The following is a 13,009-nucleotide window of genomic DNA, read 5'->3' as shown; positions in this document are numbered from 1 at the left end:
CACGTTTTTTCTGTGCTACAGATTAGATTACCTATCTATGGCATTAGTTAATCTAATCCGATATTGCGTAAACGATTGCTTTTTATTGCGGGATTGTGCGGCTATTGTTGCATGGGGTAACGCTATTGTTGCGAGAGTTGAGTTTGTAAACTTTGAATAATTTGCGCGGTCACTCCCCATATGAAGTGGGATTGATAAGGGATCGCGAGAACACGATGATTCTTTCCATCGATGTTAAAACGATGTGTTGCCATGTTAGCGGTATGAGCAAGAAATTCTAATGGCACTTCAAAAAGGTAGTCGACCTCATTTTTATCCAGTTTAGGTTGATAGTTCGGATCGACAAAGGCAATAACGGGTGTCACTTGGAAGCGGCTGATAGTGAGAAGATCGGGCAAATGACCGATGATGTTTACTTCATCATAGCGAAGGCCTATTTCTTCTTCTGCTTCTCTAAGAGCTGTAAAATGTGCATTGGGATCGCTAGGCTCTACTTTTCCACCGGGAAAGCTAATTTGACCCGGATGGTGCTTAAGGTGAGCGGCTCTTTTAGTCAAAATGACCTGTAATCGCCCTTGTCGCTCAACGAGGCCGATGAGCACACTAGCAGACCGCAGTGATACATGTTGCAAGTGGGCTGAACGCTGCTTTGATTCCGGGTGGTAGTCGGACAGTTGATGAAGTTGAAAGCGTTGTAGGAATTCAAGCCTAGTCATTGTGACTTACGATACTGACGCTAAATATTCATTAATTTGGTTTTTTATCACCTGCATTTCTTCAATAACAAAGTTTATGTCTTCAACATTAGGGGACTGGTTGTTACGAGTTGTTCCTTCAATCGCCTCTAGTTTATCAACAGCTTTGGTCTCACCAAAGCTCGCTAAGATACCTTTTAAAGAATGAGCGGTGATAAAGAGTTCCCCCCAATTTTGTGTTTGGTAAAGGTGTTGGACCGTTTCTGCGCCATTTTCATGTTCTTCCATAAATGCCATAAACACTGCAGCGATGATGTCTTCGTCATTATCCATGTAGCTGCGTAATACTTCGAAATCAATCATTCTAAGATCCTTCTACGATTCTATGGGGAGTTTTACTCTGGTTAACGTTTACTTTTCAACTTCATACAGTTACAAAATAGTACAGCTCACAAGAAAATGAAAATAGAAACTGCATTGGTTTCTTAAAATCAACTCTCATCTAAACTCGTTAGTTTTCCAGGGCGAGAATCTAATACTTTACTACTAGATTTACCGCTAATTTGCTTATTCTTTGGTATTAAACTTTGATGCATGGAATAAACCTGCCTATGCTTATTTGTGCGGCGATTCTTACAAATAATTAACAAACGTGATCGTTGCTTTTATGTCGGAGAATGCAATAAGGAGCACGTGATGGGTACACGGATACAAGACTCAAGTCTAAGAGATACAAACAAGGACTATACCGAAAAAAGTACCGACTTTTACTCGAAGTACATCAGTGATGTTGTGGGGATTGACTTACTTACACCCGAGCAAGAATTTCATTATGCAACATTGGCTCGAAGTGGTGAAAAGTCCGCAAGGGATGTGCTAATTGAATCTAATTTAAGACTTGTCGTAAAAATAGCCAGGGGTTACACCAAGCGAGGGTTGAGTAATCATACAATCTTAGATCTTATTGAAGAAGGGAATCTAGGGCTGATGAAGGCGGTAGACAAATTTGACCCTGATAAAGGGTTTCGTTTTAGTACGTACGCCGTGTGGTGGATACGTGAAAGTATCGAGTCTTCTTTGATGAATACCGGGAGAACGGTTCGATTACCCGTCCATGTTATTAAAGAAATAAATCGTTTATCTAAACAGACCAATAAAATGAGCGCCGATTTAAAGCGCGCACCTTCAGTGAAAGAAATTGCGGCCAAAGCGGACAAGTCGCAAAATCACATTAGTGAATTGATTCATATGAGTGGTTTTATCGAGTCTAGCTCTTCAGTAGATACTATCGATAAAGCGTATTTGTCACTGGATAACTGTCGATCAGAGGCAATACCTGAGCCTTATGAGGTCTGTTATGATGAAAAATTACTGAATAACCTAGAGCAAGTCATCATGACACTACCAGACAAATATAAGGATATTGTCATTCATCGTTTTGGCTTGTTTGGCAAAGAAATCCTTACTTTAGAAGCACTCGGTGAAAAATATGGGTTGTCGAAAGAGCGAGTACGACAACTGCAGCAAGAAGGGGTGGCAAAGCTTCAAACTAAACTCAAGTTTGATGGTTGGATTAACTAAAGGTAATGAGCCTATAGTTTCAGCGGGGAGTCGTGATACGGCGAGGGTGGTATGAACGTTGGCGTAGACCGAGCCGTCCCCCAAACGCTTCACTAAAAATGCATACTTTGCAGAAAAACCCGTTTATTTATGGCAGCTGCACGCCCGTAGGAATCGTCTTTAAGTGCCTGCACCCCAGTCAATAAACATGTTAGCTAACACCCGTCACCTCGTTCTTCGTCGTTATTACTGTACTGAGTAACGTCCTTTTGAATCGGCTAGTAATCTTAACAGGCGCTCTCGACTTGTTGATGCTGTCATCGTCGTTAAGATACGCTCGAATGCTGCTCGATAAACTCTATTTTTCAGTACAAACAACAATGTGGTCTCTACTTTCTTTAAGCGAGCACTTTCTTGTTGGTTACTGTCTCCCAGGCTGTTTGCGGTGACTAAAGGTAGATAGGCCGTGTCATACCACGCGGACAGCATTTCTCTCATCTCTATTTCTTCAAGAGGGATGTCTGCGTGATCCAATTCACGGTCAGTTGGAGGTAATTGGATATATTGAGTGTCCAGTTTGTCGGTAACGAACTTATACATAAAAATCATATGGTTGACCTTTTAACACGATATTAACACGCTCAGCATAATATCTCTATTGATATCCTAGTCATTAATGAGTTGTCTCACAAAAGCGCCAAGTCAATTTATGGAAGAAAGCAATCACCGACGAGCTGTGAACCTTGTGAGTGCTTGTGGAGCAAGTAGGTAAGATATCGACACTCAAGTGAATCACTATTCCACATTGAAATAACGCGTTTTACGGCAAAAAAATACGCTTTGCATTTCATTAGTCTATTTAGTGTGCGGGTTAGTCGTTCAAATGTCATTTTGCTATCAAGAAACTCTGATGGCAATTGTCTTGAATGCTGAAGTGGTAAAAACCCTGCTTCGTACCAACATAACAAGATATCTCTAATCTCAATCTCTTCTTCCGGCACCTCTTTTTCACTTAAGCGCCTCAAAGGAGGGGAAGAAATATAATGATCGTCATATATATCAGACACATAAATATAGTTCATCACACGTTCTCGTTAAGCTTGGGATATCACTAAACTAGGAGTGTTTTTGATTGATTCAAGTGAGTTATTGATAAAGTAGAATTTTGTTAAAGGAACGAGATGAACGTCACACAGTCGGTTGAATCTCTGACATCAAGAGCTCTTACCCCCTCTCGGTCATTAGGGAACTCAAATAGGGAGTTGAGTGGGCTTGGCTTGATTTTTTACGCATTTTTCCTAGTTTGAAAGTAGGCTTATTCGACTTGATGCAACACTGTTCTCATACAATAGTTTTTATCTATCAGATTTTATACAGTGCGTTTGACACAACATTATAATATATAACGTTTTATAAGAGAGACGTCATGGTAGCAAGCACAAAGAGTAAAGGAAAAATATTCTGGACCGAAGCACTGTCCGATATGGCGTATGTCATATCGACGGCGGCATTTTGGCAGAAGCTACTGTCGCTCGATGGCATTCGTGACCACGTACAAGCACCCTCATTAGAGACAATCAATCAATTGCAGAGCCTAATCCGAAATGTAGAGTTCAGTGGCAAACCGGAAGCCACATCGGTAGCGCTACGAACTGCGGAAGCGGATGTAATGATCGTCAAGTTTGAAGTTTATCTGGTACTTGATGGCAAGATTAAGGGTTGTGCCACCGTACTTTCAAAGGCAATCGACTCCATTAGTGTACTCACTCTTATTGAGCAGCTACTCGATGAACGAATGGGGGGAGTGATGATCGCAAACCATAACCATGACGTTATCTTTGTAAATGAAACGCTGTGTCAGCAACATTCAGTCTCCGCCATTACGATGCTGGGACACAACATCACCGACATTAGTTTATTCCATCAAAATCGTGCGCATATTGAAGCATTCAAACAAGCCATTACTTGCTCTGATAAATGGCAAGGTGCAATGGCGACACGGTCTAAAGACAATAAAACGATGCTCGAAATGGTGAATGTGCGACAAATTCAATTAGTCAATTCTCAGAGTTTGTACATCTATACGTTTCGTACTGACTTTGATCTTCGAGGTCGCAGCTCGATGTCCAGCGATGGTATGGACATCTCCAAACGTGTACTTGATGAAATGTCTTTTCGTAAAAAAGCGCAGGATTTATCTCACCGTACCGATAAGTTTGTAGTATTGGCTTTTCAACCCAGTTTTTATTCTGGTCTTGAACAGGCATCACGTGACAAAGTGTTACTCGCACTGAGTGATTTTCATAATAAAGAGAGCTTTGGTTATTTAGGCAATAATACATTTCTAGTCCTAATTAGGACTAGAAATACCGATGGGCAGAACTTACTTACGATAAACACCAGCGTTGGGCAGTTTTTTGCTGGTCTTAGGGCGTATTTAGAGGATCACTTAATTAAAGATATCTCTGAAGGGAAAATCGGGGTAGCCCTTCATGGAGGGAATAAAGATAGTGTCGATGAAGTGATCTCACAGTCATTGCAAGCAATGTATGCCCATGAAGTAGGAACGAGCAATATTAACTTTTATGATGAAACGTTGATCAAAGCGAATATTAGAAGGCGGCACTTAGAGCGCTTGTTAATTGACGCGATTAGAGATAAGGACATTGATGTTAACTTTCAGCCTATTGTAGATTTGTCGACAGGAAAAGTGGCCAAATTGGAAGCGTTATGTCGGTTTAGGTTTGAAGGTATAAATTATACCGTTCAGGAGGTGATTTACTTAGCGGAAGATCTAAAGCTCATTTCAGAGCTTGATCTCATAGTGGCTGAGCGAGCGATAGAGGAATTGCTAAAGATTCAAGCAACAAGAGCTGAAGCCGTGTCGATCTCTCTAAACTGTTCACTTGCAGAGTCAGGAGAGTATTCTGAACATCTCTATGATATTTTTGAGCTGATCAATTCGTCGTTGATTGATAATGGTCTCGTCACAATTGAAATAACCGAAACGTCCTATTTTACCAATAACAGTAAAAACGAAACATTAATAGAAACCATTCGGTCATCGGGTGTCAAAATAGCGGTGGACGATTTTGGTACGGGAAATGCGTCATTTTCTTACTTTAGTGATTTCGACTTTGATGAATTGAAAATTGATAAAAAATTCATTTCAAACATTCAGGATAGCAAGCAGAAATACTTCGCGGTAAAAATGTTAGCGCAGTTATCACATGATTTGAATATTAAAGTGGTGGCGGAAGGTGTTGAAACCGAAGCTGAGTTAGAAGTACTAACAAATATTGGTATTGACTACATTCAGGGCTATTTGTTTTATCGTCCGATGACGCCGCATCAGGTGAAGGGATTACTCTCTAACTCTACAGAGAGGGTCATGTGCTGATATGACAGACTTTGAATCGATATCGCCCCCCTTTGAGAATGCGGCAGATACCAGGACGATAGTGCAACTTCCCTGCGGCATGTTTGTGTTTACCGAGCAGTATTTATTTTCTGAGAGCATTGCATTAAACCAGCTATCTCCGGAGCTTGTTGTATGTGAGCACTCAGGTGGAGTATTAAAAGACTTTGGCCATGGGATATATGGCTTCATTCCTACCGATGGGTTTACTGGCGAGATTCACTTACGTTGTATGGTAGAGGGCGTTGTTATCGGTGTCGACTGCCACCTTATTCATCGTGTTCATAGACACGTTCCCGAGCAATTTAGTCGTATAAACTCCCAAAAACCGACATTTTCTTATTCAATATTAAGTGATCATTCGGTATTTATATCTAAGCGGCAGTTTGCTGATGCGTTAGGAGTACCGGTATCAGTCAGTGACCATTTGCGTATTATGACGGTATCGAGCCCGTCTTTGGGTTATACGGTTAAACAAACCGCGCAGTATTGTGTTGTCATGCAAGATTATGCGGACCGAGGTATAACGCCTCGACGTTGCATACTCGATGTGTCCTTGTTTAACGTAACCCAGAAAACACTAATTCAGCAAAGGCTCGTGGTTGACGTTACCTTGTTTTCAACCGTTATCCCGCAGCGATTGCTATTTCCATCATCGGCCAGTCGCTGTACGTTTGAGCAACGGCAATTGTTAGAAAATACCGACCAGTTGGCGAGTCCCATTTTGTTTGTTGAGGCGTTGTATTCTTTGGTTCAGGGGGCGATATTCGAACCACAACCAAGCGGCGCATTTGAAATAAATTACGCTAACTTGGTTGGAAAGGTTCCCGATCTGCTTTTATATAATATTTCAGATGCGGTAGATATGGTTGGGGTTGGCGTTGCTATACCGGGTGAGAATGACAGCAATATTGCCAGACTGAGTCATACAATGAAAAAGTGGTGTGCAATTGAAATTAATAAGTCTGATCTACGGAGTGCAATTGCAACACCAAATGTTGATGGCGATACGGTTAATTTAGATTATTCCGACAGGCTTGCAGTACAGAAATCGTGTACTGATATTTTTAGACTCACCATTCCTAATAATGGAACAGGACGTGAAAAAATCTCGGTCAGGCCATCTTACTCTTGTGAGTCGGACGCCTTATTGTCCTTTGAACTGATTTTTATGCCTAATCTCGTTTACCAAAACTGTGTGAAAAGGCAGGAAGAAAATCATTGGCAAGTCTGTCGACGTGAAATTGAACAATTAGTGAGTCAACGCACATCCAAGAAAATTCGAGACGTTGATTTGAGTTGTCACCAGGCTCTTATTACCGCAAATAGTACCAACTTTTGTTCAGTGTGGACGAGTGAATCGGCTGACCAAATTAGTTTAAATTTGACTGTGAGCTTTGATGATGGCTCGATTGGTTTTTCTTCCATAACAATCTAACTCGTACCAGTGAACAACGTTATTACTTACGTCAATAGTGTTGATTTATCGTGATATTCTTCTAATACTTTTACTGTGGAAGAATAATAGTGACACATTCAAACGGCAAGCAAGGAGAACGTAGATGAAAGGAATTATCTTTACTGAGTTCATGGAGTTGGTTGAAGAAAAGTTTGGTTTGGATGTTTTGGATGATGTCCTCGAAATGTCAGGGGATGAGGGGATATATACCTCGGTGGGCAGTTATGACCATAGAGATTTGGTGAAACTCATTGTGAATCTAAGTAAAAAAACCAATATTGATCCCGCAACATTGCAACAGGTTTTCGGTCAAACCGTCTTTAATGCGTTGTTACGGTCATTACCTAATAATGCAGGGATCAATAACAGTGACTCTACGTTTCAATTTATTCGCCATGTAGAAAACTATATTCATGTGGAAGTGAAAAAGTTGTATGCCGACGCACAGCCGCCGAAGTTTCATTTTATTAGTGAAAATGAATCCGAAATGGTTATGGATTATGAGAGCGCACGATGCATGTCGCACGTTTGCTTGGGTTTGATCGAAGGATGTGCGAATCATTTTGGTGAAACAATAGAGGTTAATATGGTCCCACAAACAGACGACAATAGTGTGGTTCGCTTTCATTTGACGCTATCTTGAGAACCCTATGCCTAGTCAAGCAGCAATCGAAAGAAAACTAAAGCGTGAAAAGGCTGCCCGTCAGGCCGCTGAGAAGTTATTGGAAGAAAAAAGCCTTGAGTTGTTCTATGCCAATCAGAAACTTGAAGTGGCACTTAAGCAAGTCGAGCAGCGCTCAGAAGCGAGCTTTAAACGTTTAGAGTTACAGCAGCGCGTTGAAAAAATATTGATTTACTTTGGTCGGTTGTTTTTGCGAACGAATATTGATGATGTATTACTGCTCGATGTGGTCAAGCAACTGGATGAAATCTCTGAAAGTATAGAATGTTCTATTACGTTAGCCCCTGATACTTTACCTTCATTAAAGTTACCTTCTTATGTCTCAGGTCCTCCTAAAGTCATACTGGAAGGGGATGCGCATATCAACACGAGTATCCCAATCGAGGTGGAGCAAAAACAAATTGGTTCAATTAATTTGATCGTGTCTCAATCCTCAGTCGATATGGGCTTTGTTCATAGCCAAATGTCCTCGGTTGGTGAGTTACTATCAAGTTCAATTTATCGTAATCTGATCACCCTTCGCTTAGTTGAATCGAAAGAGCGAGCAGAAGCGTCTGAGCGAGCGACTCGAGAGTTTTTGGCGATGATAAACCATGAGCTTAGAACGCCACTTAATGGCTTGCTAGGCAGTGTTGAGCTATTAGCCGATACCAAGCTTACTGACTCGCAAAAAGACCTGCACCAAAACCTAAGCCAATCAGGCTTGATGCTGCGCACCATTATTAATGACCTTCTCGATTTCAGTAAGATTAATGCCGGGATGTTAGAGCTGATTGATTCTGAATTTCGTTGGTACAATATCGATAGTATGTTGCAAAGTATTTTTGAGCACAAAACAACAGAGAAACAACTGAACTTTAGTATCGACGCACAATGCTTAGATGACAAAATCATATGTGCCGATCAGGAGCGCTTGACTCAGGTTCTGGTTAATCTGCTAGGAAATGCGGTTAAGTTCACCGATCGTGGGCATGTCCACTTGAACATTGAAGAAGAAAATGGGAACTACGTGTTCCGTATTTCTGATACTGGTATTGGGATTAGTGACTCTGCTCAAGAAAAATTGTTTCAGCCGTTTACTCAAGCCGATCGTTCGAGCTCAAGAAATTATGAAGGAACGGGCTTGGGTCTGGCGATTTGTAAACGTTTAGTCGAATTAATGGGTGGCAGCATCTCCCTTAGCAGTGAATTAGGCGTTGGTACGGTCTTTAAAGTGGTTTTGCCGCTTAACGTTGAAACGGCTGAAATCCATTCGCAAAGAGTAGAGAACGGAGCGTCAGCATCCTTTGATTTATCAACAATGAAAGTGCTGGTTGTTGATGATATTAAGCTTAATCAAGTCATTATTACGAAGATGCTAAGTAAATTGGCGATTTCCCATGATGTGGCCGTGAATGGTGTTGAAGCGGTTGACTGTGCAAGAAAGCGTCAGTATGACCTTATTTTTATGGACTGCCGTATGCCAGTCATGGATGGATTTGAGGCCACCCGAATATTGCGTGCCGAGCAGTATCAAAACCCTATCGTGGCATTGACTGCTGGCACGACAAGGGAAGAAAGGCAAACATGCTTTGATGTAGGGATGGACGATATTTTGTCCAAACCCTATACCGCAAAAGATCTCGTAAAAACGCTGACGAAATGGAACCCTAACTTAGCTTAAGTGAATATAGAAGACAGTGGCCTAATAAAGTGGGGTTACAGGATAGGTAGGATTTTAGCTAGCTTATCAAAGGTCTCTTGATACTCTGCTTCGCATTGACTATCGGCAACAATTCCGCCCCCCGCCCAAGCGTGAAGTTTACCTTCATAGGCCGCTAACGTTCTAATCGTAATACTCGTATCCATGACGCCATGAGCGCTGATATAGCCAATACTGCCGCAGTATATATGCCGACGGTGAGGTTCCAATTCTTCAATTATTTCCATGGCCCGAATTTTAGGCGCACCGGTAATTGACCCCCCGGGAAAGCTCGCTCTTAATAGGTCAATGGCGTTGAACTTGTCATCTAGCGTCGCGGTAATCGTACTGACTAAGTGGTGAACGGCGGGAAAGCTCTCAATGGCAAACAGCTTGGGTACTTTGACGCTACCTGGTTTGGCAACGCGACCAATATCATTGCGAAGTAAATCGACGATCATCAAGTTCTCGGCTTGGTCCTTTTCTGCATTTACTAACTCAACCGCATTCGCTTGGTCTTGCTTTGAATCAAGGCTGCGTGGACGTGTTCCTTTGATTGGTTTCGTCTCAATTTGTTTGTCGTTAACCTGTAAGAAACGCTCTGGCGATACGCTCAATACAGCAATGTCGTCTAGACGAATAAAAGCGCTAAAAGGGGCTTGGTTTTGTTGGTCAAGTTTCAGGAAAGCTTGCCACTCACTACCTTGATAATCGGCTTGCCAGCGTTGAGCGAGGTTAATTTGGTAGCAATCTCCTGCTTGCAGGTATTGCTGAACCGCTGAAAATTTAGTTGCGTAATCAGTGTGGCACATGTTGGTCAGCCAGTCCGATGTTCGCGTAAACGGCGCAATTGGTGCTGTTTTCTGAGCTTGCAGCCACTTAAGTTTCTCATTGGCGTGACGACCAATGACGACCGCTTCTTTGTCTTGATGATCGACAATCAGAGCCCAGTCGTAAATGCCTACCGCCATATCTGGCGCATGAATATCATGACGTGACAATTCAGGAAGGTCTTCAACTCGTCGTCCTAGGTCATAGGCAAAGTAGCCTAGTGCCCCCCCTAGAAACGGCCATTTTGAATCGTAATTTATCGGACCAATATGGTCTTGAATGGCGCTTTCAACTAAGAGAAAGGGGTCTTGCTGACTATGGCTAACAATGGTTTCTTGTCTTGAGTGGCTAGGGTCGATCACTGCATCATGCGTTAATGTGGTTGTTGAATCGTGAGTGACTAATGTGGCTATTGGATTACTGACGAGAATATCAAATCGGCCATTTTCATGATTCAAAGATGAAGATTTAAGCAACATCGACCAAGGCTGAGCTTCAATCGCGGCAAAGTAGTGTTTGGCAAGATCTTCTTGATAAGGAACGTCAAGGAATTGAATAGGTTGCAGTTCTTTTGTATTCATTTGTGTAAATTGTGACAGAAACGTTGTCGCACACGTGGCGCATAGAGGAAAGCAAGAGTATCATATTTTCACAATAAAAAGTTGGACATTTATCCTTGAATTTAATGGGGTTTAGCCTGTTATAAACAAGGAAATAGTTTATTAGAAGTCCGTCTTACAGGAAGCAATTAGAATAAAGAGGTATTCAATGGCGATTATTCGTAAAGAAGACGTAATCAGTAGTGTCGCTGATGCATTGCAGTACATCTCGTACTATCACCCTCTCGATTTTGTTCAGGCGTTGGACAAAGCGTATCAAAAAGAAGAGAGCCAAGCGGCAAAAGATGCGATTGCACAGATTTTGATCAACTCTCGAATGTCTGCGGAAGGTCATCGACCAATTTGCCAAGATACGGGTATTGTGACGTGTTTTGTTAACATTGGTATGAATGTCCAATGGGAGTCAGATCTTACCGTCCAACAGATGGTCGATGAAGGGGTGCGACAAGCTTATACGAATCCAGATAACCCGTTGCGCGCTTCAGTGCTCGCCGATCCTGCCGGTAAGCGAATTAATACCAAAGACAACACACCCGCAGTAGTACACATTAATATGGTACCAGGTGATAAAGTAGAAATTCAGATTGCGGCGAAAGGCGGCGGTTCAGAGAACAAAACGAAAATGGTGATGCTAAACCCATCAGATGACGTTGCGGAGTGGGTAGAAAAAACCTTGCCGACAATGGGCGCAGGTTGGTGTCCTCCGGGTATGCTTGGAATAGGGATTGGTGGTACCGCAGAAAAAGCGGCGGTACTAGCCAAAGAATCGCTGATGGAGCATATCGATATTCAAGAGCTTATTGATAAAGGTGCCGAAAACGCAGAAGAAGAACTTCGACTCGATATTTTTAACCGTGTGAATAAACTTGGTATTGGTGCTCAAGGCTTAGGCGGATTGACGACGGTTGTTGATGTGAAAATCAAAACCGCGCCGACGCATGCCGCTTCCAAGCCCGTCTGTCTTATCCCCAATTGTGCCGCAACGCGTCATGTCCATTTTACTCTTGATGGAAGTGGTCCTGCTGAACTTACGCCACCTAAATTGGAAGAGTGGCCGGATATTACTTGGGAAGCGGGCGCGAATACGCGTCGTGTGAACCTCGATGACGTAACAAAAGAAGACGTTCAAGAATGGAAAACTGGCGAAACGGTTCTGCTTTCTGGCAAAATTCTGACGGGTCGCGACGCGGCGCATAAGCGTATTCAAGGGATGTTAGAAAGTGGTGAAGGTTTACCTGAAGGCGTGGACTTTAAAGGCAAATTCATTTACTACGTTGGTCCTGTTGATGCCGTGGGTGATGAAGCTGTTGGTCCGGCAGGACCGACGACTTCGACGCGTATGGATAAGTTTACCGATATGATGCTCAATGACACTGGCATCATGGGAATGATTGGTAAAGCAGAACGTGGACCGGCGACCGTTCAATCCATTAAAGAGCACAAAGCGGTGTATCTAATGGCGGTGGGTGGTGCTGCATATCTCGTAGCTAAAGCGATTAAGAAAGCTCGTGTTGTGGCGTTTGAAGATCTCGGTATGGAAGCGATTTATGAGTTTGAAGTTGAAGATATGCCGGTCACGGTTGCGGTTGACTCAACAGGGGCGAATGCTCACCAAATTGGACCAGATACTTGGAAAGTGAAAATTGCTGAGGCTGAAAGCGCATCATAGACGGAAAATAATAAGAGGGTATGTGCAGACATATTCTCTTTTTTATCTATAATTCAGCAGTATACTGAAAAAATAACGAAGGAGAGCGCGCGAATGCCTCGATTTATACAAATATTACAAATTGCAGTACTGCTCATCGTCGGTTTTTTTGTTGGCTACGATCTGATCTTTCATGGTGTCAGCATCTTCAATGAGAAGTATGTAACGATGGTCTGTGTATTGACTGCGCTTCTTGAAATTGCACTCTTCGTTATCTACAAATTGATCGAAGACGATTAAGCGAAATCCTACGCTTTTTTATTAAAACCTCTGACTATGACGAAAACCTCTGAATAATTTCAGGGGTTTTTTGTTCATGTTTCGTTAATCTCGTATAGTACATACTGTCACCTCG

General features: G+C 42.3%; 12 protein-coding genes. 7 read left to right on the top strand and 5 right to left on the bottom strand.

The window, feature by feature from the left end:
- Nucleotides 1–122: 122 nt before the first annotated feature.
- The gene (locus MD535_RS19185; protein ID WP_265676677.1) at nt 123–716 is read right to left on the bottom strand and encodes a CoA pyrophosphatase; all 594 of its coding nucleotides are present in this window, start codon (nt 714–716) and stop codon (nt 123–125) included.
- A gap of 6 nt (nt 717–722) precedes the next feature.
- Nucleotides 723–1,058 (bottom strand): Hpt domain-containing protein, encoded by a 336-nt coding sequence (locus MD535_RS19180; RefSeq protein ID WP_265676676.1) that lies wholly within the window; start codon nt 1,056–1,058, stop codon nt 723–725.
- Nucleotides 1,059–1,391: 333 nt separating this feature from the next.
- On the opposite strand from MD535_RS19180, the gene MD535_RS19175 reads away from it, so the two are divergent.
- Nucleotides 1,392–2,276 carry a sigma-70 family RNA polymerase sigma factor gene (locus MD535_RS19175; protein ID WP_265676675.1) on the top strand — a complete coding sequence of 295 codons (885 nt, stop codon included), beginning with the start codon at nt 1,392–1,394 and terminating at the stop codon, nt 2,274–2,276.
- Nucleotides 2,277–2,501: 225 nt separating this feature from the next.
- On the opposite strand, the gene MD535_RS19170 is transcribed toward MD535_RS19175, so the two are convergent.
- Nucleotides 2,502–2,864 (bottom strand): hypothetical protein, encoded by a 363-nt coding sequence (locus MD535_RS19170; RefSeq protein WP_265676674.1) that lies wholly within the window; start codon nt 2,862–2,864, stop codon nt 2,502–2,504.
- Between the two features lie 98 nt (nt 2,865–2,962).
- Nucleotides 2,963–3,340, bottom strand: a complete 378-nt coding sequence (locus tag MD535_RS19165; protein ID WP_265676673.1) for a hypothetical protein — start codon at nt 3,338–3,340, stop codon at nt 2,963–2,965.
- Nucleotides 3,341–3,681: 341 nt separating this feature from the next.
- Here MD535_RS19165 and MD535_RS19160 point away from each other — a divergent pair, with 341 nt between their 5' ends.
- The 4 genes from MD535_RS19160 (at nt 3,682) to MD535_RS19145 (ending at nt 9,477) form a co-directional block, all read left to right on the top strand.
- Nucleotides 3,682–5,655, top strand: coding sequence for an EAL domain-containing protein (locus MD535_RS19160; protein ID WP_265676672.1), 1,974 nt, complete (start codon nt 3,682–3,684; stop codon nt 5,653–5,655).
- A 1-nt stretch (nt 5,656) separates the two neighbouring features.
- Nucleotides 5,657–7,111 carry a hypothetical protein gene (locus MD535_RS19155; RefSeq protein ID WP_265676671.1) on the top strand — a complete coding sequence of 485 codons (1,455 nt, stop codon included), beginning with the start codon at nt 5,657–5,659 and terminating at the stop codon, nt 7,109–7,111.
- 124 nt (nt 7,112–7,235) lie between these two features.
- Nucleotides 7,236–7,775: a heme NO-binding domain-containing protein gene (locus MD535_RS19150; RefSeq protein ID WP_265676670.1), complete on the top strand. Its 540-nt coding sequence runs from the start codon at nt 7,236–7,238 to the stop codon at nt 7,773–7,775.
- Between the two features lie 7 nt (nt 7,776–7,782).
- Nucleotides 7,783–9,477 (top strand): ATP-binding protein, encoded by a 1,695-nt coding sequence (locus tag MD535_RS19145; RefSeq protein ID WP_265676669.1) that lies wholly within the window; start codon nt 7,783–7,785, stop codon nt 9,475–9,477.
- Between the two features lie 35 nt (nt 9,478–9,512).
- On the opposite strand, the gene pabB is transcribed toward MD535_RS19145, so the two are convergent.
- Entirely contained in the window at nt 9,513–10,907 is a 1,395-nt protein-coding gene (pabB, locus tag MD535_RS19140; RefSeq protein WP_265676668.1) for an aminodeoxychorismate synthase component I, read from the bottom strand.
- A 187-nt stretch (nt 10,908–11,094) separates the two neighbouring features.
- On the opposite strand from pabB, the gene MD535_RS19135 reads away from it, so the two are divergent.
- Together MD535_RS19135 and MD535_RS19130 are read left to right on the top strand one after the other, a co-directional pair.
- Nucleotides 11,095–12,615, top strand: a complete 1,521-nt coding sequence (locus MD535_RS19135) for a fumarate hydratase (protein ID WP_265676667.1) — start codon at nt 11,095–11,097, stop codon at nt 12,613–12,615.
- 93 nt (nt 12,616–12,708) lie between these two features.
- Entirely contained in the window at nt 12,709–12,894 is a 186-nt protein-coding gene (locus tag MD535_RS19130; protein ID WP_250618127.1) for a hypothetical protein, read from the top strand.
- Nucleotides 12,895–13,009 lie beyond the last annotated feature (115 nt).

Origin of the sequence: Vibrio qingdaonensis, assembly GCF_026191675.1 — a bacterium.
Lineage (GTDB): Bacteria > Pseudomonadota > Gammaproteobacteria > Enterobacterales > Vibrionaceae > Vibrio > Vibrio qingdaonensis.
The sequence above is the reverse complement of the archived record's forward strand: the minus strand, read 5'-3'. Positions and strand labels throughout refer to the sequence as shown.

Coding starts and splice junctions, on each gene's coding strand:
- MD535_RS19185 (WP_265676677.1), bottom strand. CDS start 716: ATGACTAGGCTTGAATTCCTACAACGCTTTCAACTTCATCAACTGTCC.
- MD535_RS19180 (WP_265676676.1), bottom strand. CDS start 1,058: ATGATTGATTTCGAAGTATTACGCAGCTACATGGATAATGACGAAGAC.
- MD535_RS19175 (WP_265676675.1), top strand. CDS start 1,392: ATGGGTACACGGATACAAGACTCAAGTCTAAGAGATACAAACAAGGAC.
- MD535_RS19170 (WP_265676674.1), bottom strand. CDS start 2,864: ATGATTTTTATGTATAAGTTCGTTACCGACAAACTGGACACTCAATAT.
- MD535_RS19160 (WP_265676672.1), top strand. CDS start 3,682: ATGGTAGCAAGCACAAAGAGTAAAGGAAAAATATTCTGGACCGAAGCA.
- MD535_RS19155 (WP_265676671.1), top strand. CDS start 5,657: ATGACAGACTTTGAATCGATATCGCCCCCCTTTGAGAATGCGGCAGAT.
- MD535_RS19150 (WP_265676670.1), top strand. CDS start 7,236: ATGAAAGGAATTATCTTTACTGAGTTCATGGAGTTGGTTGAAGAAAAG.
- MD535_RS19145 (WP_265676669.1), top strand. CDS start 7,783: ATGCCTAGTCAAGCAGCAATCGAAAGAAAACTAAAGCGTGAAAAGGCT.
- pabB (WP_265676668.1), bottom strand. CDS start 10,907: ATGAATACAAAAGAACTGCAACCTATTCAATTCCTTGACGTTCCTTAT.
- MD535_RS19135 (WP_265676667.1), top strand. CDS start 11,095: ATGGCGATTATTCGTAAAGAAGACGTAATCAGTAGTGTCGCTGATGCA.
- MD535_RS19130 (WP_250618127.1), top strand. CDS start 12,709: ATGCCTCGATTTATACAAATATTACAAATTGCAGTACTGCTCATCGTC.